This is a genomic window from Azospirillum sp. UENF 211521 (assembly GCF_058780535.1).
The window spans coordinates 3,040,695-3,060,023 of the sequence record NZ_JBSNCF010000001.1; the positions used below are offsets into that span (position 1 = coordinate 3,040,695).

At 69.4% G+C, this 19,329-nt stretch carries 19 protein-coding genes; 7 read left to right on the forward strand and 12 right to left on the reverse strand.

What is annotated here, in order from left to right:
* Positions 1-107: 107 nt before the first annotated feature.
* Positions 108-704, reverse strand: coding sequence for a peptidoglycan L,D-endopeptidase MepK (mepK, locus tag ACWPN5_RS14295; protein WP_145674427.1), 597 nt, complete (start codon positions 702-704; stop codon positions 108-110).
* A gap of 332 nt (positions 705-1,036) precedes the next feature.
* Here mepK and ACWPN5_RS14300 point away from each other — a divergent pair, with 332 nt between their 5' ends.
* Complete coding sequence (locus ACWPN5_RS14300; RefSeq protein WP_492295954.1) at positions 1,037-2,269, forward strand: L,D-transpeptidase family protein; 1,233 nt, start codon at positions 1,037-1,039, stop codon at positions 2,267-2,269.
* 80 nt (positions 2,270-2,349) lie between these two features.
* Here ACWPN5_RS14300 and ACWPN5_RS14305 read toward each other — a convergent pair whose 3' ends face one another.
* Together ACWPN5_RS14305 and ACWPN5_RS14310 are read right to left on the reverse strand one after the other, a co-directional pair.
* Positions 2,350-2,934: an HPF/RaiA family ribosome-associated protein gene (locus ACWPN5_RS14305; RefSeq protein ID WP_109070111.1), complete on the reverse strand. Its 585-nt coding sequence runs from the start codon at positions 2,932-2,934 to the stop codon at positions 2,350-2,352.
* Positions 2,935-2,986: 52 nt separating this feature from the next.
* The gene (locus tag ACWPN5_RS14310; protein ID WP_492295956.1) at positions 2,987-3,280 is read right to left on the reverse strand and encodes a DUF2934 domain-containing protein; all 294 of its coding nucleotides are present in this window, start codon (positions 3,278-3,280) and stop codon (positions 2,987-2,989) included.
* A gap of 214 nt (positions 3,281-3,494) precedes the next feature.
* On the opposite strand from ACWPN5_RS14310, the gene ACWPN5_RS14315 reads away from it, so the two are divergent.
* The gene (locus tag ACWPN5_RS14315; RefSeq protein ID WP_492295958.1) at positions 3,495-4,844 is read left to right on the forward strand and encodes a polysaccharide deacetylase family protein; all 1,350 of its coding nucleotides are present in this window, start codon (positions 3,495-3,497) and stop codon (positions 4,842-4,844) included.
* Positions 4,845-4,876: 32 nt separating this feature from the next.
* Here the strand turns inward: ACWPN5_RS14315 and ACWPN5_RS14320 are convergent, their stop codons facing one another.
* The 5 genes from ACWPN5_RS14320 to treZ form a co-directional block, all read right to left on the reverse strand.
* Positions 4,877-5,242: a hypothetical protein gene (locus ACWPN5_RS14320; RefSeq protein WP_492295960.1), complete on the reverse strand. Its 366-nt coding sequence runs from the start codon at positions 5,240-5,242 to the stop codon at positions 4,877-4,879.
* Between the two features lie 116 nt (positions 5,243-5,358).
* Positions 5,359-5,598 (reverse strand): hypothetical protein, encoded by a 240-nt coding sequence (locus ACWPN5_RS14325; RefSeq protein WP_145681547.1) that lies wholly within the window; start codon positions 5,596-5,598, stop codon positions 5,359-5,361.
* A 601-nt stretch (positions 5,599-6,199) separates the two neighbouring features.
* Complete coding sequence (locus ACWPN5_RS14330; RefSeq protein WP_492295962.1) at positions 6,200-7,396, reverse strand: PAS domain-containing sensor histidine kinase; 1,197 nt, start codon at positions 7,394-7,396, stop codon at positions 6,200-6,202.
* A gap of 260 nt (positions 7,397-7,656) precedes the next feature.
* Positions 7,657-9,717: an amylo-alpha-1,6-glucosidase gene (locus ACWPN5_RS14335; protein WP_492295964.1), complete on the reverse strand. Its 2,061-nt coding sequence runs from the start codon at positions 9,715-9,717 to the stop codon at positions 7,657-7,659.
* Positions 9,710-11,683: a malto-oligosyltrehalose trehalohydrolase gene (gene treZ, locus ACWPN5_RS14340; RefSeq protein WP_492295966.1), complete on the reverse strand. Its 1,974-nt coding sequence runs from the start codon at positions 11,681-11,683 to the stop codon at positions 9,710-9,712. The genes ACWPN5_RS14335 and treZ overlap by 8 nt, the downstream gene beginning before the upstream one ends.
* A 113-nt stretch (positions 11,684-11,796) precedes the next feature.
* Here treZ and ACWPN5_RS14345 point away from each other — a divergent pair, with 113 nt between their 5' ends.
* Entirely contained in the window at positions 11,797-12,543 is a 747-nt protein-coding gene (locus tag ACWPN5_RS14345) for a ThuA domain-containing protein (RefSeq protein WP_145681543.1), read from the forward strand.
* A gap of 19 nt (positions 12,544-12,562) precedes the next feature.
* Here the strand turns inward: ACWPN5_RS14345 and ACWPN5_RS14350 are convergent, their stop codons facing one another.
* Genes ACWPN5_RS14350 through ACWPN5_RS14365 form a run of 4 tightly spaced genes read right to left on the reverse strand, consistent with a single transcriptional unit; the run spans position 12,563 to position 15,178 of the window.
* The gene (locus ACWPN5_RS14350) at positions 12,563-12,817 is read right to left on the reverse strand and encodes a hypothetical protein (RefSeq protein WP_145681542.1); all 255 of its coding nucleotides are present in this window, start codon (positions 12,815-12,817) and stop codon (positions 12,563-12,565) included.
* Between the two features lie 14 nt (positions 12,818-12,831).
* On the reverse strand, positions 12,832-14,022 hold the full coding sequence (locus ACWPN5_RS14355; RefSeq protein WP_145681541.1) for a zinc-dependent alcohol dehydrogenase: 1,191 nt from the start codon (positions 14,020-14,022) through the stop codon (positions 12,832-12,834).
* Positions 14,019-14,747, reverse strand: a complete 729-nt coding sequence (locus ACWPN5_RS14360) for an SRPBCC family protein (RefSeq protein ID WP_492295969.1) — start codon at positions 14,745-14,747, stop codon at positions 14,019-14,021. The genes ACWPN5_RS14355 and ACWPN5_RS14360 overlap by 4 nt, the downstream gene beginning before the upstream one ends.
* Positions 14,744-15,178, reverse strand: a complete 435-nt coding sequence (locus ACWPN5_RS14365; RefSeq protein WP_145674442.1) for a DUF3775 domain-containing protein — start codon at positions 15,176-15,178, stop codon at positions 14,744-14,746. The genes ACWPN5_RS14360 and ACWPN5_RS14365 overlap by 4 nt, the downstream gene beginning before the upstream one ends.
* Positions 15,179-15,383: 205 nt before the next feature.
* Here ACWPN5_RS14365 and ACWPN5_RS14370 point away from each other — a divergent pair, with 205 nt between their 5' ends.
* The 4 genes from ACWPN5_RS14370 to leuA all read left to right on the forward strand — a co-directional run bounded on the left by ACWPN5_RS14370 (position 15,384) and on the right by leuA (position 19,309).
* The gene (locus ACWPN5_RS14370) at positions 15,384-16,043 is read left to right on the forward strand and encodes an alpha/beta hydrolase (protein ID WP_145681539.1); all 660 of its coding nucleotides are present in this window, start codon (positions 15,384-15,386) and stop codon (positions 16,041-16,043) included.
* 75 nt (positions 16,044-16,118) lie between these two features.
* On the forward strand, positions 16,119-16,499 hold the full coding sequence (locus ACWPN5_RS14375; RefSeq protein ID WP_492295971.1) for a CidA/LrgA family protein: 381 nt from the start codon (positions 16,119-16,121) through the stop codon (positions 16,497-16,499).
* Positions 16,496-17,218 carry an LrgB family protein gene (locus ACWPN5_RS14380; protein ID WP_145681537.1) on the forward strand — a complete coding sequence of 241 codons (723 nt, stop codon included), beginning with the start codon at positions 16,496-16,498 and terminating at the stop codon, positions 17,216-17,218. Before ACWPN5_RS14375 ends, ACWPN5_RS14380 begins: the two co-directional genes overlap by 4 nt.
* Before the next feature lie 390 nt (positions 17,219-17,608).
* Positions 17,609-19,309, forward strand: coding sequence for a 2-isopropylmalate synthase (gene leuA, locus ACWPN5_RS14385; RefSeq protein WP_492295973.1), 1,701 nt, complete (start codon positions 17,609-17,611; stop codon positions 19,307-19,309).
* Positions 19,310-19,329: the final 20 nt, after the last annotated feature.

Genomic DNA, 19,329 nt, shown 5'->3' on the forward strand with positions numbered 1-19,329 from the left:
CTACCGACTGGGCAGGCGCCCGGAACGGGGCGTACGGCAAGTCCGCCTATGACGCCGGCGGCGAGGCTCCCGGCCCGGGACGGGGCCGGCATCGCCAAACGCTGACCTCACCAGGTGCGGACCGGCCCGGTGTCGATGTGCACGAAGCCGCTGCGCGGGTAATAGCCGACGCCGCCGGCCTCCATGCCGCGGGCCGCGGTGGCGATGGCCTTCAGTTCGACATCGGGCAGCATCACGTCGATGGCCATGCCGCGGGTGTGGTAGCTTTCCTTCGCCACCCCGCGCGAGCGGCGGCGGGCCATGGCGTTGGTGCGGCGCGACCGGTAGCCGCAGATGACCCGGAAGGGCTCGTCGCTGTCCAGGGTCTGGTGCAGGCGGGCCAGCACGTCGAACAGGCGGGGGTCGTAGCGGCCGACCTGCTTGGCCCGGTGGTCGCGCAGCAGCACGTCCAGCTTCTTCAGCGCGTCGGGTCGATAGACGCCGTCAGCCCAATAGACGCCGCTGAATTGTTCGTTGGTGTTGATGTTGTGCAGGGCCAGTCGGCGGACGCCGCCGGCCAGGGGGGCCGCAAGGGCCGGCGCGGCGGGCACCAGGACCGGAACGGCCAGGGCGGTCAGGGTCGCGGCGGCGAAGGTCAGAAACCCACGGCGGCCAGTCTCGCGCCCATTCATCGGCGCGGCACGGTCGTCACTCCCCAAAAGCATCACTCCCTATGCATTTTGGTGATCAGGCCGCACCGTTCCAGCGCCGGACGGCCCCCTAGGGATTGTTCGAATAGGACCAAAATATTGTGGTCATAGCGAACGACTATTCCCTATAGGCTAGGGCTTGACCGGGATCAACCCGAAAATGGCCCGAATCGGTCACAAATCCGCCTCCGGCGCTCTCACCCGCACTGGTTGCTCCCTGGCCGGAGGCCGTACGCCGATTTCCCGACCCCCGGAACACCCGCCCCCGCCTCGCCGGACGGCGCTTCACGTACTACATTCGATAGAAAGGACAGGGGATCGGACTACCTGCCAGCCGAGGACGCATCATGCACGCACCCCAGACGCTTACCGACCAACGACGCCGGCCGACGCCGGTCCTGGCCGCGCTGACGCTGGCGCTGTCCGTGATCGCCGGAACGGCCGCCACAGGGGCCGGCGCGGAGGCGGCTCCCTACCGCGACACGCTGACCGGCTGGGCCGACCGGCTCGACGCCGCCGCGACGGTGCTGGAGACCGAACCGGAGCGCCCCATCACCCGCATCGGCTCCGGGCCGCTCCTGAAGAGGGGCGGCAGCGGCGAACGGGTGGAACGGCTGACCCAGAGGCTGGCGGAGTTGGGATTCCTCGATGCGGCGCGGCGCGGCGACCTGTTCGACGAGGAGGTGGACACCGCGGTGCGAGCCTTCCAGTTCAGCCAGCGCATGAAGGTGGACGGGCTGGTCGGCGGCGGCACACGGGTGGCGCTGGACCGCAGCCCGCAGGAGGCCGCCGCCCAGATGCGGCGCAGCGCGCTGTCCATGCGGGCCTTCCGCGACACCGCCCCGGACACCGTGATCCTGGTCAACCTGCCCAGCCAGACCACCACGCTGGTCCGCGACGGCGAGGAGGCGCTGACCATGCGCTCCATCGTCGGTCGCCCGTCGCGCGAGACGCCGCTGCTCCAGGACCAGATCACCCATGTGATCGTCAACCCGACCTGGACGGTGCCGCCCACCGTCCTGAAGGAGGACAAGCTGCCCCTGCTGCGGGCGAAGGGCACGCCGGGCATCGCCAACGCGGTGGTCTATCTGGACGGTGCCCCGGTGGAGCCCGCCGTCGTGGACTGGAGCAACGTCTCGCCGCGCCGCGTGCGGATCGTCCAGCAGCCGGGCGACCACAACGCGCTGGGCCGCTACCGGTTCAACATGACCAACCCCTACAACATCTATCTGCACGGCACCAACGAGCCTCGGCTGTTCGACCGCGAGATCCGCACCGTCAGTTCCGGCTGCGTGCGCCTTGAAGACGCGCGCGGCATGGCCGAGGCGCTTCTGGCGACCGAGCATGTCTCGACGGCGCGGCTCGACCGCATGCTGGACCGGCAGGAGCCGCAATGGATCAAGCTGTCCCAGCCGGTGCCCGTGCGCTTCGTCTACTGGACCGCGACGGTGGACGACCGCGACGCCGTCCGCCTGCATCCGGACATCTACGACCTGAACGAGGACACGGCTCCGGCCGCGGCAACGGACCCCACCGGCCCCGGCTCGGCCACGCCGATGCCCCCGGCCCAGGGCGCCTGATCCAAACCCAGGGCGCCTGATCCAAACAGAGACAGCGCCCCTGAGAAAAAAGCCCCCGCCGATTGGCGGGGGCTTCTTCGTCAGGTGGCCCGCAATTCCGTGTCGGACCCGGATGCCCGCCAGACCTTCGAGGCGGTCGGGCCGGTGTCGCCGGTGGCCTCCACATACTTCACGGGATCGCCGGTCCTGAGCTGGTCCATGTCCACGTTCAGGCAGCTGTTCCGGTGGAAGTAGAGCTGCGTTCCGGTGTTGGTTGTGATGAAACCGTGGTCCTCGGTCGGGTTGAGCTGCGAGACGCGGCCCGGCTGCTCCGGATCATGGACCTTCACGTCGCGGCGCATCTTGTCCTTGTATTCCTTCAACTGCCGCTCCGCGGCTTCGAAGGCGTCGCGGATCGAGGTCCGGGCGTCGGGGTTGGCGTAGCGCTCCTTCGCCTTGTTCGGCTTGCGGCTGACCACGATGTCCTGGCCCGGGACCATCAGCTCAATGTGGACGTCGAAGACGTTGCCGGTCTTGTGCTGGCGGTGCTGGGCTTCCACGGCGACGCGCATGCCGACCAGCCGGTCGAACAGCTTCTCCGTCTTCTCCGCCCGTTCGCGGATGTAGGCCTCCAGCTCCGGCTGGGAGTCCATGTTGTGGAAGGCGATTTCCAGGTTCGTGTCCATGGGGGTCCTCTTCAAGCACGACGTGAGGAAAGCGGCGTGGCGCCGACCGCGTTCAGGAATCGCGGGCTTGGCCGGGGATGCGGAACTCCTCGCCCTGATCGGCGATGCCCGGCATCTCGCCCTGGCTTTCCATGCTGAGCACCGGTTCCACCGGCTCGGTCCGCTCGGCGATGTCGTCGGGGCCGCGGGCCGGGTTCGGGCGCAGGGTGTCCCGGTAATTGTCCTCGATGGCGATTTCCTCTCGGGCCAGCGTCCAATGATCCGCGGCGCGATCCTCCGGACGGCCTTCGCGCTCCCAGATCTGGTGAGCGCGCACTCTGATCCGGCTTTCCAAATCATCCGCCATCCGGGCTGCCTCCTTTCGATTCTCGTTCCGCGCCTCCCGTGCCCTTCCATGGGAGGGGCTTTCGACCGGGGCGCTTCCGGACAACCGCGCCGGAACACGGAAGGTTCCTCCCCCAACGGAGGGGCGAAACCGGGAAACCATTGGAAACCACGCCGTTTGAATTAATCCCGAAGGGGTGCTATTCGACGAAGGCGACGATCCGGAGGACAAACGCGTGAACCGGCCTGAACACGGACGCCCCCTCACGTCCTCCCCCCTCACGGGCCTGCGCCGCTTCCGCTCCTCCCTGCTCGCGCTGCCGCTGGCCGCAGGAATGCTGTTCGCCCTCCCGGATGGCGCGGCCCACGCCGCGGAGGGACCGTCGCTGCTGCAGCTCGGCCTTTTTCAGCGGGAGGGGGATGCCTGGTGGGCGTGGGACAGCCTGCGCCGCCGCTCCCCCGATCTGGCGGACGGGCTCAGCCCGGCGGTCGTTCCGCTCGACGCGCGGCGCCAGGGCGAGGGCGTCGCTCTGCGGGCCACCGCCCCCCATGGGCTGGACGTGACGGCGCTGTGCCGCCGCATGCTCGGTGCCGGGTTCGGCTGCCTCGTGCTGGACGCGGCCCCTGCGCCGGTGCCGCCCCAGACGGCGCCGCCGACAGCCTCCCGGGGCCCGGAGACCGCGCCGCCCGCCGACGGCGCGCCGCTCGCCACGCCGCGCCCCGCCGGGGATGGACCCGCCGGGGACGGCAAGGCCGACGTCGCGATCACTTACCCGCCGGAAGCCGCCCGGACCATGGCCGCCATCGAGAAGACCGGGCGCCGCAAGGGCCGGCTGGGCGCGGTGATCCCCGACACGGCGCTCGACGTCATGCCGGCGACGCTCAAGGAGGAGGGCTGGAATCTCTGCGCCCTCACCTTCGACGACGGGCCGCACCGGGTGGTCACCCGGCAAATCCTGGACGTCCTGAACCGTGAGAAGATCCCCGCGACCTACTTCCCGGTCGCCAGCGTCGCCGAGAACCAGGGCGAGGTGATCCGCGACTTCATCGCCGCCGGCCACGAGATCGGCAACCACAGCCTGACCCACGCCGACCTGCGCGCCATGGACCCCGAGGCGCAGCGCCACGAGATCGCCGAGGCCAACCGCATCCTGCGCGGGTTCGGCGCCAACCCGGTGCTGTTCCGCCCGCCCTACGGGCGTTACACGCCGGATTTGCTGGCCATCGCCCGCGAGGAGAGCATGAGCCCGGTGCTGTGGACGGTGGACACCCGCGACTGGCAGGTCCGTGACCCAGACCGCATCGTGCAGCATGTGAAGACCGAGGCGGGAACCGGCAGCGTCCTGCTGCTGCACTCCACCTACCCGTCCACCCTCAACGCCCTGCCCCGCGTGATCGCCGCGATGCGCGCCAAGGGCTGCGAGTTCGTCACCCTGTCGGAATGGATCGAGCGGATGCACCGGATCGCCACGCCGGCCACGGCCATGGCGCCGACCCTGGTCAATGCTGGGGTCAATGCTGGGGTCAATGCCGGGGCGAAGGCTGGGGAAAAGGCCGGCGGCGCACCGCTGCGCACCGCCAACTGAGCGGGGCCCACGGCCGGCGCCGGGCCGACCGCTTACTTTCCGGTCTTCTGCTTGCGGATCTGCAGGTATTTGCGGATGGTCGCCTCGACCTCCGGCGGCAGCATGTTCCAGGCGCCGGACACCGAGCCACCCTTGACCTCCTCGATGGTCACGGGGGCGGCGAAGGTGAACTTGCCGCAGACGTCATCGATCCGCACGGTGATCCTTGCGGTCTGGCTGGGGATCAGGGACCCGTCGAAGCCGGTCGCCACGAAGCCCTTGTGGCTGACCGCCGCCAAGGGAAAACTCTTGCCGTCGAACTCGATGACATTGGACGGGCCGGCGGACGCGTTGGGCCGGCGCGGCGCCGCCTTCTTCTCATCCTTGACGGTCACCTTCAGAAAATCGAACAACCCCATGCACAGCCCCCGCCGAACAGCGCCGTCCATCGCCACGGCGTCATCACTTTATGCGCGGACTTACAAATGGGGGCAACCGGGATTTCCCTGAACGGATTTCCCCGGAGTGCGGCGCTTCAACCGTGAGGCGAGCCCATCCCCCGCTCCCGCCCGGCGGACAGAGCGTCCAGCGCCCGCCGGATGCTCAACAGGGCGAAGGGCAGCAGGATCGTCAGGACCGCGGCCATCCCCGCCGCCACCGTCAGCGCCCCCGCCATGTCGGCCCCACCCAAATGGGCACCCAGGGTCAGCAGCAGATGAAGGATCAATGCGGACAGCGTCGCCGCCGCCAAAGCCGGAGCGACAAATCCCGGCACGCGCCGGCCGCCTGTTTCACCGGTCGTCGCGCGCCATGACCACCGTGGACGCGCCGCCGGGCAAGACGTCCCATAGACATCCAGCATGGGCACTCCTCCCGTCATTGCCCACCCGGCGCCGGTTGGATTGGAGCAACACGGTGGGATGAGGCGCGACCACTATAGCGGCAAAAATGCGCGGCGCCTAAAATCTGAAGTACTTATTCTGATTGGCCGGGCCTCCCGCCAAAGGTTAGGGGCCGGGAAAGGCCTCCCTCACCTCCCGCGTAGGCTCTCCACAGAGTCTGTGGATAACTGTGTTGACAAGGCCCCGCTTTCGCCGATTCGAGTCAAGCGGGACAAGGCCATAGCGCGATTTGCCCATATTTTGGGCATGTCACACAAACCATTGAAATGCATTGCCTTTCCCGATTTCGGAGGGTGTTGCAGCGCTCACGCCTGTCAATTGGATTCTGCGGCTCGACAACCCACGCGGCGATTTCGCGCGGGCCTGTGCCCTGTTGACAACTGAAGGTCCGGATTCTCCGCTCGGGGCACCCCGATCCCGCGACGCCTCCCTCCACCGGCGGGAATTGTTCGCCATCCCATCCGTTCGCCGGTGTTACAATCCGGTGCGTTGCCCCTGATTCAGGGTCACGGTGACGGCGGTTCCGCCGCCCGGCTTGCTGAACACGCGGATGCCGCCCCCCATGCGATCGACCAGCGCCTTGCAGATCAGCAGGCCGAGGCCGCTCCCCACCTCGCCATCGGCGCCGGGTGCTGCGTGGTGCGGGTCGATGCGGAACAGATGGGGCTGCTGGTCTTCCGGAATGCCCAGGCCGTTGTCCTGGACCCGCACGGCCACCCGCCCGTCCACCGGCGCGGCCGACAGCATGACCATGCTTCCCGCGGGCGAGAAGCGCACGGCGTTCTCGACCAGATGCTTCAGCACGGTGCTCAGCGCCGACAGGTCTCCCAGCACCGGGGTGGCGACGATGCGGTTGACGATCAGGATGTCACGGGCGCGGGCGCGCGGCGCCAGCTCCTCCAGCACGTCCTGGAGCAGGCCGCCCAGCTCATAGCTCCGCAGATCGAGCGGCACCTGATTCAGCTGCAGGCGCGACCACAGCGACAAATTCTCGATGGTCCGCATCATCTGCCGACCGGCGTCGCTGCACAGCGCCGCGTAGGCACCGAGATGCGCGGTTCCCTGGCCGGATGCGCCGTCCGCCGGACCGGGGGAGGCGACGTCAGAGGAGATCATCTGCGTGGCGCCGAGGATGGCGCTCAACGGGTCCTTCAGCTCCTGGCAGATCTGCCCCAGGAAGCGGTTCATGCGCGCAACCGCGTCCGCCAGCTGGTCCACCCGCCGGGCGCGCTGCGCCTCCTCCTCGACGTGGCGGGTGATGTCGGTGACGAAGATGCAGAAGCCCGGCGGCGCCCCGCCGTCCTCGCCGTCCAGCCGCGAATCGTTGAAGATTGTGCGAAGCGGCGTCCCGTCGGCGCGGATCAGCGTGACGTCGTAGCTGCGGTGCGGGGTGAGGCCGCGGATGGCCGCCTGCCGTTCCAGGACGCTCCGGCTGTCCTCGGCCACATGGTCCAGCAGGCGGGTGCCGACCAGTTCGCCGGTCCGGCGGCCGAGCAGCGCGCACAGCGCCGGGTTGACTCCGACGATGACCAGGTCGTTGTCCACCACCCAGCAGGCCTGCGCACCCTGGTCCAGAATACGCCGGCTCAGGCGGTCCCAATCGACCGCCGGCGAATCGACCGCCGGCCAATCAACCGCTGGACTTGTGGGCTTCGACAGCAGTGCCAGCATGACCCCTCCCGTCATCATCCTGTGCGGGCCGGTCACACGGTCGTGCGTCGATACTTTTTGTTTTCGACCCGCCACCAATGATAGGCACGGGCGACAGAAACCTTCAACAAAATGTGGGTTTCTTCGATGTTATCAGGCCGTCATCGATTCGCGCTTTTTCCGCACCATCGCTTTCTGTTCAGTAACCGAGCGGATTTGGAGCCCTCTCTCCTTAAGTTCTTATGACGCTCTTCATAGGCTTTCTGGCAAGACGGCCAGGCTCACCGGTCCTCTTCCGTCGCCGCCCAGCAGCGCAGGACCTCCGCCACGCTCCAGGCCTGCGAGATGCAGCCGCGCGGGCTGAAGGGCGGCTCGGCGTCGAAGATCTCGGAAATGGTGCCGATCCCCGCCTGATCGAGGTGCGGCAGGAAGCCCTGGAGCAGCTCCCGCGCCCCCGCCTTGTCCTCCGGATGCAGCTTCAGCCAGGCGTCGACATAGGGTCCGATCAGCCACCCCCACACCGTGCCCTGGTGATAGGCGGCGTCGCGGGCGCGCAGATCGCCGAAGTATTTCGGCTTGTAGTCGCGCTGCCCCGGCGCCAGCGAGCGCAGCCCGACCGGGGTCAGCAGCCGCTGCCGCACCGTCTCCACCACCGGTTCCCAGCGGGCGCGATCCAGCACCGGGTTGTCGAGCGAGACGGCGAAGATCTGGTTGGGCCGGCAGGCGTCGTCGTCCCCCCGCTCACCATCCACCACGTCGTAGAGATGCCCGGCGTGGTCGCACCAGAAGCGCGCGTTGAAGGAAGCGCGGGCCCGTTCGGCCAGTTCCTCCAGCGGGCGGGCCGCCTGGGCATCCCCCTCCTCGGTCAGCCAGCCGGCGGTCAGGCACAGCGCGTTGTACCAGAGCGCGTTGATCTCCACCGCCTTGCCCCGGCGCGGCGTGACCACCCAGTCCTCGACCTTCGCGTCCATCCAGGTGAGCTGGTAGCCCTCCCGGCCCTGGCGCAGCAGCCCGTCGCCGGGGTCCACGGCGATGCCGAAACGGGTGCCGCGCCGGTGGTGGTCGATCACCTCGACCAGCCGGGGCAGCAGCAGTTGCAGCGTGTGCCGGTCCCCGGTCGCCCGAACGTAGCGGTTCAGCGCGTGGAAGAACCACAGGGTGGCGTCGGCGGTGTGGTACAGTCCCTCGTCCTTGCCGTCGGGGAACATGTTGGGGATCAGCCCGTCGCGGATGTAGTGCGCGAAGGTGCGCAGGATCCAGCCGGCCTCCAGGTGGCGCCCGGTGGTCAGGGTCAACCCCTCCAGGCTGATCATGGTGTCGCGGCCCCAGTCGGTGAACCAGTGGTAGCCGGCGATCACCGTGCGCACCTCGTCGCCCTCGGCGCGGGCGCGCATCTGGTCGGCGACGCGGCCCGCCGGCACGAACAGGAAGCTGTCCGCCGACAGCACCAACTCGGCCATCGCCCCCTCGCGCAGCGAGCGGTGCGCCGTCCCGACGATGCGGCGGCGGCGCTCCTTCTCGAAGCGCAGGACGTCGGCGGGCGGCAGCGCCCACAGCCGCTGCCACGGCTCGGTCGCCGCGACGAAGCTCAGCGTCTGGCCCTGGCTGAGCGGGCCGCTGAAATAGCCGGGCGTCCACAGCGAGCCGCGCGATTCGTAGCCGCGCTCGGCCTCCACCGGATAGACGATGTCGCGCCGCGCGCCGCCGTCCAGGGTAAGGGGAAGCTCCGCCCCCTCAATGGTCATGCGCAGCACCGGCAGTTCCGGCCCGGCCCAGACCTCGTACTCATGGCCGCGGGCGGTGACGCGGTAGTCGCGGGCCAGCGGCTCGTCCACCGCCGACTCCAGCTTGCGGAAGGCCATCACCGGACGAAGCCGCAGGCAGACCGGCTGCGGCGCCTTCACCACGCGGTAGGTGACGTGGACGATGTTCTGCAGGTGCGGCAGCACGATCTGCTTCTCGATCACCACGTCGCCGAACTCGTAGCGCCAGACCGGCAGGCCGGCTTCCATGCGGAACTCGACGAGGCCGGAGGGGGCGGCGTCCGACGGGTAGTTCGGGTCGGGCCAGTGGTCGGCCTGCGGGTTGTGGCCGGTCAGCCGCCGCTCGGTGCCGTCCGGCTGGATCAGCACGTCGTTGAGCTGGCTCAGCATCACCACCCGGCCCAGCGGCGCCGGCAGGGCCGCCACCAGCAGCCCGTGGTAGCGCCGCGTCACTGCCCCCGACAGGGAGGAGGAGGCGTAGCCGCCCAGCCCGTTGGCGACCAGCCATTCGCGGGACAGCGCGGCGTCCGGCGCGGACCGCAGGACGTCGCGGGTGATCTTGCGGATGAAATCAGCCATGGGTCTCCTGAGCGCTCGCACCGTTGCCTTCGCCCCGTTCCTCGTCCGGACCGGCGTCCGTGACGGTCAGAACCACCGCCGCATGGCCGGGAAGCCGCCAGCCGCCGTCCGCCGCCTCCAGCGGGGCGATGCCGCAGCCGCCGTAACGGGGGTCCTCGCTGGACCACAGGGGCGTCCAGTCCCTGCCAACCGGCGGCGCCAGCAGCGGTTCCGGCAGGATGTCCAGCCGCAGGTCGCGGCCGAGATTGACCAGCAGCAGCCGGTCGTCGCCGTCGTCGCCGTCCTTCGGTCCGAAGAAGCGCAGGACGAACGCCTCCTCGCCCAGCACGGCGCCGTCCAGCCCGCCGTCGCCCTGGGTGCGGAACACCGGATCTTCGCGGCGCAGGCGCAGAAGGTCGCGGTGCAGCGCCCAGGCTTCGGCGTGGGTCTCCCGCTCCGCGTGGTCGAGGGTGCAACGGCGGAAGGTCTCCTCGTCCTGCGGGCGCGTCAGATAGGCGCGCATGGCGGGGGTGGCGAGGCTGGGGAACTGGGCCAGAAACTCCGCCCGTCCCGCCTCCACCTTGGCGGCCAGATCGGGGTCGTGGTCGGCGAAGTAGTAGAAGGGGGCGCTGGCCGCGAACTCCTGCCCCTGGAACAGCATCGGCGTGCCGGGCCCCAGCAGGGTCAACGCGGTCAGCGCCCGGAAGCGCCCCGGCGTGGTCAGGGCGTGGATTCGCTGGCCGCGGCCCGAATTGGCGATCTGGTCGTGGTTCTGCAGGAAGGTGACGAAGGCCGGGCGCGGCAATCCATGAGCCGGAGCGCCCCGCCGCTTGCCCTGCCAGCGGTACCATTGTCCCTGGTAGAGGAAGCCGTGCTTGACGGCCGACAGCAACTCCTGCGGCGTGCCGCGGTAGTCGCTGTAGTAGGCCTCGTTCCGGCCGGTCAGCGCGACCATGGCCGCGTGGTGGAAATCGTCGTTCCACAGCCCGTCCAGCCCGCAGCCGCCCCGCTCCACCGGAGTCGCCATGGCCGCGTGCTGGGGTTCGTTCTCCCCGATCAGCAGGGTGCCGCGCCCGCGCGCCGCGCGGCGGACGGCCTGCCCGATCTCCTGGATGATGTGCGGGGTGGAGCGGTCGAAGATCTGCTGGGTGGCGTCCAGCCGCAGACCGTCCAGATGATACTCGTCGATCCAGAAGGCGGCGTTCGCCCGGAAGAACTCCCGCACCGGGCCGCAGTTCGGGCCGTCGAAGTTGAGCGCGTCCCCCCACTCGTTCTTGTAGCGGGTGGTGAAATAGTCCGGGGCGAAGTGCGACAGGAAATTCCCGCTGGGGCCGAAGTGGTTGTAGACCACGTCGAGGATCACCGCGAGGCCCAGCGCGTGGGCGCGGTCCACGAAGCGCCGCATGTCGTCCGGCTCGCCGTAGAGCCGGGTCGGGGCGAACAAATCCACCCCGTCGTAGCCCCAGCCGAAGCGCCCGGGAAACTCCGCCACCGGCATCAATTCGATGACCGTCACCCCCAGAGCGGCAAGGGCCGGCAGTTCGCGCGCCGCCGCCGCCCAGTTGCCCTCCGGCGTGAAGGTGCCGACGTGCATCTCATAGACCACCTGACCGCGCAGGCCGCAGCCCGCCCAGCCGGCGTCGGTCCAGGCGAAGGTGGACGGGTCCACCACCTGCGACGGTCCCTCCGGCCCGTCGGGCTGGAAGCGCGAGGCGGGGTCGGGGAAGGCCGGGCCGTCGTCGAGCCGGAACCGGTAGAGGCTGCCGACCGGCACCCCCTCCACCATCGCGGCGAAGTAGCCGCCGCCTTCGGCGTCCAGCGCCACCGCACGCTCCTCCGGCCCGACCAGCAGGTCGACGCCGCGGCAGGCCGGCGCCCAGACCCGGGCCAGCACCCGATCGCCGGGCGCCGGTTCCACACCGATGGGACAACGGCGGAGGGAGAAGGCCGGGCCGCCGGCCTGCGCTGCATCGGGAGGACTCGACACGGAACGCTCCCACCGCAATGTTTCGATCATCGCCCCCAACAGGCGCCGGCTTCCTTCGTCCCATGGGCGAGTCCATCGGGGACGGCGTCCTCCCTCCGAAAGAGCCTCCCGCCATGCCGCACCCCTCGCCGCGCGTCCTGATCTGGAACGAGTTCCTCCACGAACGCCGGGACGAGACGGTGCGGGGCCATTATCCCCTGGGCATCCACGAGGCGTTGGCCGCACCCCTGCGCGCCGCCGGACTGACGGTGGAGACCGCCACCCTGGACGAGCCGGAGCACGGTCTCACCGAGGAGCGGCTGAACGCCGCCGACACGCTGGTCTGGTGGGGCCACCGCGCCCATGCCGAAGTGTCGGACTCGGTGGTGGAGCGGGTGAAGCGGCGGGTGACCGAACATGGCATGGGTCTGGTGGCCCTCCATTCCAGCCACTTCTCCAAGCCCTTCCTGGCCTTGATGGGCACCGGCTGCTTTCTGAAATACCGTGTGGCGGCGGAGAAGGAGCGGTTGTGGGTCGTCGATCCCGGCCACCCCGTGGCGGCGGGCATCTCCGACGTCATCGAGCTGGAGCATGAGGAGATGTACGGCGAACCCTTCGACGTCCCGCCGCCGGACGATCTGGTCTTCGTGAGCTGGTTCCAGGGCGGCGAGGTGTTCCGCAGCGGCTGCGGCTGGCGGCGCGGGCTGGGCCGGGTCTTCTACTTCCGGCCCGGCCACGAGACCTACCCCACCTATCATCACCCGCAGATCCAGCGCGTCATCCTGAACGCCGTCCGCTGGGCGGCCAAGCCGGAGGGGCTGGAGGCGCCGGTCCGGGGACGGCGGCCTACTCCGCTGGAACCGATCCCGCCGCGTTCATAAGGCCGCGTTCATAAGGACGTCAGACCCGCTCCCCGAAGCTTCCGGCGGCGGCGTCGATCACGGCGGGGTGGGCACGCAGCCGGTTGAGGGCGGTGTCGCACTGGGAGTCGTCCAGTTCCAGGGTGACGATGACGTCGACGGCGCCGCCGCGCTCCGCGTCGCGTTCCTCCCGTCCCGTCTGGACGACATGGCCGCAGCGGTCGCGCAAGCCGCCGACGATCTCCGCCTCGACGCCGCGCCCTTTTTCCGCCGGGTAGGCGTAGACGATCCTCATGGCCTTTCTCCCCATCACGGCGCGAAGACGACCCGCATGCAGTCGTCGGCCTTCTCCTTGAACATGCGGTAGCCCTGCGGCGCGTCGTCGAGCGCCCATTTGTGGGTCAGCAGGTAGGCGGGATCGAGCTCGCCCTTCTCGATGTGCTCGAACAGGCGCTTGACGTAACGCTGGCCGTGTTGCTGGCCCATGCGGAAGGTCAGCGCCTTGTTCATCGCCGCCCCCATGGGAAATTTGTCGATGAGGCCGCCATAGACGCCGACGATGGACAGGGTGCCGCCCTTGCGGCAGCACTGGATCATCTGGCGCAGCACGGCGGGCCGGTCGCTCTCCAGCCGAAGGACCTGCTTGCCGCGGTCGTAAAGGTCTTCCATCGCCAGCCCTTTGATGGACGAGGCGCCGCTGTCCGCCTCCATGCCCACCGCGTCGATGCAGACGTCCGGACCGCGTCCACCGGTCATCGCCAGCAGGGCGTCGTAGACGTCGACGCGGCTGTAATCCAGCGTCTCCGCCCCCGCCTTCATCTGGGCGGCGCGCAGCCGGTCGGGAATGCGGTCGATGCCGATCACCCGCTCCGCCCCCATCAGATAGGCGCTCTTCATCGCCATCTGGCCGACGCCGCCGCAGCCCCAGACGGCCACCACGTCGCCCGGCTTGATGTTGCCCATGTCGGCGGCCATGTAGCCGGTCGGCACGGCGTCGGAGACGAAGACCGCCTGCTCGTCCGTCACACCCTCCGGCACGCGGAAGCAGTTGGTGTCGGCGAAGGGGACGCGGATGTATTCGGCGTGGCTGCCGGCGTAGCCGCCGAAGGCGTGGCTGTAGCCGAAGATGCCGGCGGTGCAATGGCCGTAGGCCGCCTCCTCGAAGGCCGGTTGGGGGTTGGAGTTGTCGCACAGCGAGAACTCCTCGTGCTCGCAGTGCCAGCACTTGCCGCAGCCGATGATCGACACGGTGATCACCCGGTCGCCGCGGTTCAGCCGCGTCACCTCGGGCCCCTTCTCCACCACCTCGCCCAGGAACTCATGGCCGATGATGTCGCCGGCCCGCATGGTGGGGACGTAGCCACCGATCAAATGCAGGTCCGACCCGCAGACCGAGGACAGGCCGACCTTGATGATCGCGTCCTGCGGGCCGAGGATCGTGGGGTCCGGCACCCGCTCCACCCGCAGGTCGTTCACGCCGTTCCAGCAGAGCGCCCTCATCCCGTCACCTCCTGAATTCGCGACCGCGACTCGCCCCGCCCGCTCGGCTGGCCGTCGATGGTGGGCAGCGCCCCGACCTCCATGAGCCGCTTCAGGCGGCGCAGCGCCTCGCGCGCCTGCCGCTCCGGCGCCACGCCGAACAGGCGGGACACGGCGTCGCCCCCCGCACCGCCCGGTGGGTGGTAGGCCAGGGTCAGGCTGACCTCCGTCCCGCGCCCGCCCGGCGCCGGGCGGAACAGGACGGTGCCGCGGTGCGGCAGGTCCGCCCCCTCCAGCGTGTGCCAGGTGATCAGTTCGTTCTCCCGGACCTTGTCGATCCGGCTGTTCCAGACCACCGGAACGCCGCCGGGGCCATGGGCCTTCCAGCGGCTTTCCGTGTCGGACAGGATCTCCACGGCGTCGAGGTGGGGGAACAGCGCCGACAGATGGCGGACGTTGCGCCAATGGCGGAACAGTTTTTCGGCCGGGACGGCGATGGTGACGTTCGCCTGGGTGGTCGTCGGTTCGCGGCGCATCGCCGGAAGCGCGATCGGCCGCAGCGGGCTGGACAGCGGAACCCCCGCCGCCCCGGCGAGGAACAGCCCGCCGCCGAGCGCGGCCAGCGCCCAGCTTCCCCGCCGCGCCCCGGCGAAACCCAGCGCCGTGCCGCCGAGGATGGCGGCCCAGCGTTCGAGCGTCCCGGCGGAACCCTCCGGGCGCCAGCCGCCGTCCCGGCCCCGGCTCATTGCCCGTCCTTCTTCTTCAGCAGGTCCAGCTCGTACAGCCCCTTCATCAGGTCGTCGTGCAGGTCGATGCGCTCCGCGATGTCGGTGTAATGGGTCGCATCCGGCGCCCGCCCGGCCTCGTCCAGCGCGCGGTCCCACTGGTTCCCGGCGAAGTCGCCGCGCCCCACGAACATGACCGCGCGCAACTCCATCCGCTGCTCGGGCGTCAGGTCCTCCAGCATCTTCTGGAGCTGGTTCAGCGCGCCGCTGGCGTCGGAGGACAGAATGCTGAGGGCGTCGAGATCGGTCGGGTTCCGCGAACCGCGTTCGCTGGTCTGTTCCCCGAGGTCGATGTTGCGCATTCCGGCGAGGAAACGCTGGCGGTCGGCCCCGGCCTCGTACGCGAGGTCGGCGGCCTGCTTCACGGTGTCGACCGAAATCTGCTTGAGCATGTGTCGCACTTCTTTTCAGTTGCACGGCTTTGCCCGACGCCGACAGCCGGGGCTGCGGGCCGGGGCTGCTGGTTCGTCGGAAAGCGGCCCGCGTCACGAACCGCCTCCCGGCACAACCGGAGACGGTGCGGCGAGGTTCCGAAGCAACACCGGCACCCGCTGGCCTGTTAACGCCCGCAAGACCCTGGCAAGCCGGAGAACACCCATGCCGCTCCTGTCGGCGCAGATCGGTGACACCATGGACGAGGGATTCGCCCCCGTCCGCCTGGACACCGACCGCGGCACCGTGGACGCCCGCCTTTATCCCGCCCCTGACGGGCACAAGGCGGCGGGAACGCTGGGGGTCATCTGGCTGGGCGGTGTCGGCGGCGGCTTCGACTCGCCGGCCCGCGGGCTCTATCCGCGGCTGGCGGACGAACTCAAGCCCGACGGCATCGCCTCCCTGCGCGTCCGCTACCGCAACCCGCGCGCGCTGGACGAGGCGGTCTACGACGCGCTGTGCGGTCTGACCTTCCTCGGCCGCATGGGCATCCACCATGTGGCGCTGGTCGGCCATTCCTTCGGCGGGGCGGTGGCGATCCAGGCCGCGGCCTCCAACCGCGGCGCGGTCTGCACGGTGGTGACGCTGGCGACACAGGGGCTGGGCACCGACGCGGTGGCGGACCTCCGCTGCCCGGTGCTGCTGGTCCATGGCGAGGCCGACGAGGTGCTGACGCCGATGTGCTCCATCCACGTCCACCGCATGGCGCGCGAGCCGAAGAAGCTGGTCCTGATGCCCGGCGCCGGCCACTGCCTGGACGAGACCGCCGAGGCCGTCTGCCGCGAGCTGCGCGACTGGCTCAAGGCTCAACTGCTGGAGCGGTAGGGCATATCCTCTCCCCCCGCGGCGGGCTCCGGGATTAGGCTGCGGCCACTTCCCTGAAAAGCCTGGAGCCCGCCGATGCTCGGCACCCTGACCCTTCTTCTCTCCTGCCAGCTGGTGGGGGAAGTGACCGCCCGCCTGTTGCATCTGCCCGTGCCGGGGCCGGTGCTGGGCATGGTCCTGCTGTTCGTCGGCCTGCTGGTCCGCGGCGGCGTGCCGGAGCCGTTGCAGGAGACGGCGGGCGGCATCCTGCGCCACCTCTCCCTTCTCTTCGTTCCGGCGGGCGTCGGGGTGATGGCCCATCTCAACCGGCTGGAGGCGGAGGCGCTGCCCATCGCCGCCGCCCTGCTGGGCAGCACGCTGATCGGCGTCGCGCTGACCGCCTGGGTGATGAGCGTTCTGAGTCGCCACGGCCCCGACGCCGAAACCGAATCCGACGGCGCGGAGGACGCGCCATGAGCCCCGATTTCCACGAGATCTGGGTCTATCTCTCGGCCAGCCCGCTCGCCGGCCTGACCCTGACGCTGGCCGCCTATCAAGTGGGGATGTGGGTGTTCGAGCGGTTCGGCCGGCGGCCCGCGCTGAACCCGGTGATGATCGCGGTTCTGCTGATCGCCGCGGCGCTGATGGTGGCGGGGATCGATTACCGCACCTATTTCGACGGCGCGCAGTTTGTGCATTTCCTGCTCGGCCCGGCCACGGTGGCGCTGGCGGTTCCTCTCTACCGCCAGTTCCAGCAGGTTCGCCGCTCCGCCGTGGCGCTGCTGGTCGCCCTGCTGACCGGGTCGGCCGCGTCGGCGCTGAGCGCCGTCGCCATCGCCTGGGCGCTGGGCGCGTCGGAGCGCACGCTGCTGTCGCTGGCGCCGAAATCGGTGACCTCCCCCATCGCCATGGGCGTGTCGGAACAGATCGGCGGGCTGCCTTCCCTCACCGCCGTCTTCGTGATCCTGACCGGGATCATCGCCGCGTCCTTCGGCACCTGGGTGCTGAACCTCGTCCGGGTGACGGACTGGCGGGCGCGCGGCTTCGGCCTGGGGGTGGCCGCCCACGGCATCGGCACTGCCCGCGCGCTCCAAGTCAACGAGGTGGCGGGGGCCTTCGCCGGGCTGGGGATGGGGCTGAACGGGCTGGCGACGGCGATCCTGCTGCCGCTGCTCTACCGGCTGTTCTTCACGTGACGCCCCGTTCCGCGAAAGAAGATTTCATGGAATCGTGGCTTGACAGAGCAAGCCTGCCTGCGCAGAGTGTGCCCCATGACTCGCATCGACCACACGAACGCCCTTCTGCGACTTATCACCCCGGCGCTTTGAGCGTCCGGGTCGTCCGCGTTCGTCTGCCCTGTTCCCTGGTCGAAGTGTCTGTTTTCCCATGAGCACCTATTGCACGCGTCCTTTCGGCACGCGCCCTTGCGGGGTGAAGCGTGTCTCCCGGCTGGGGCCGGGGCTGCGACTTAGGAACGGTCGCTGAGCCGCCCGGCAGCTCGGCGACCGTAGTCCCGCCGGTCCCCACACGACACGAGACAACGCCCCGCAACGAAAACCGGGGCTCCCAAGGGATCACGAAGCGTCATGAACCACATCGCCACCCCCGCCGCCGCCTCTTCCGCTGCCAAGCATGAGAAGTACGTCCCCTTCGCCCCGGTGAAGCTGACCGACCGCCAGTGGCCGAACCGGACCATTGAGAAGGCGCCGGTCTGGTGCTCGGTGGACCTGCGCGACGGCAACCAGGCGCTGATCGAGCCGATGGGCCCGGACCGCAAGCGCGCGATGTTCGACGCGCTGTTGAAGATGGGCTTCAAGGAGATCGAAATCGGCTTCCCCGCCGCCTCGCAGACCGATTTCGACTTCTGCCGCGAGATCATCGAGGGCGGCAAGATCCCCGACGGCGTGACCATCCAGGTCCTGACCCAGGCCCGTGAGGAGCTGATCCGCCGCACCTTCGAGGGCATCAAGGGCGCCAAGCGCGCCATCGTCCACCTGTACAACTCCACCTCGGAGCTGCAGCGCCGCGTCGTCTTCGGGCTGGACCGCCAGGGCATCGTGGACATCGCCGTCGCCGGCACCAAGCTGATCAAGCAGCTGGCCGCCGAGCATCCGGAAACCGAAATCGTCCTGCAGTACTCGCCGGAGAGCTTCACCGGGACCGAGCTGGAGTTCGCCCTGGAGATCTGCGAGGCGGTGATGGAGACCTGGGGCGCCGACGCCGCCAACAAGGTCATCCTGAACCTGCCGGCGACGGTGGAGATGTCCACCCCGAACATCCACGCCGACCAGATCGAGTGGTTCTGCCGCAACATGAAGAACCGCGACGCGGCGATCATTTCCCTGCACCCGCACAACGACCGCGGCACCGGCGTCGCGGCGGCGGAGCTGGGCATGCTGGCCGGCGCCGACCGCGTGGAAGGCACCCTGTTCGGCAACGGTGAGCGCACCGGCAACGTGGACGTCATCACGCTGGCGCTGAACCTGCTGACCCAGGGCGTCGATCCGGAGCTGCGCATCGACGACATCAACGAGATCGTCCGCGTCGCCGAATACTGCACGCAGCTGCCCGTCCATCCGCGCCACCCCTACGCCGGCGAGCTGGTCTTCACGGCCTTCTCCGGCTCGCACCAGGACGCCATCAACAAGGGCCTGAAGGCGCTGGCCAAGTCCAACCACGGCACCTGGGAGGTTCCGTACCTGCCCATCGACCCGCAGGACCTGGGCCGCAGCTACGAGGCGGTGATCCGCATCAACAGCCAGTCGGGCAAGGGCGGCATCGCCTATGTGCTGGAGAAGGATTACGGCATCCAGATCCCGCGCCGCCTGCAAATCGAGTTCTCCAAGACGGTGCAGCGCATCGCCGACGAGACCGGCAAGGAGCTGGCCCCCGCCGACATCCACAACGCCTTCAAGGCCGAGTATCTGGACATCGACGCCCCGCTGGCCCTGATCGAGCATTCGACCGAGCCGCGCGGCCCGAACTCCGGCGCCCGCGTGCTGAACGTGGTGGTGTCGCGCGACGGCGTGGTCAGCACGCTGAAAGGCTCGGGCAAGGGTCCGATCGACGCCTTCCTGGACGCGCTGCGCCAGGGCACCGGCATCGACCTGCATGTGGTGGACTACCGCGAGCACGCCGTCGGCGAGGGCGAGGACGCCCAGGCCTGCGCCTATGTCGAGGTGAAGACCAAGGACGAGCGCACGCTGTTCGGCGTCGGCATGGACGCGGACATCGTGACCGCCTCGCTGCGCGCCCTGGTCAGCGCCGCGAACCGCGCCTCGCGGTAAGGGGTTTTGGGGACAAGGAA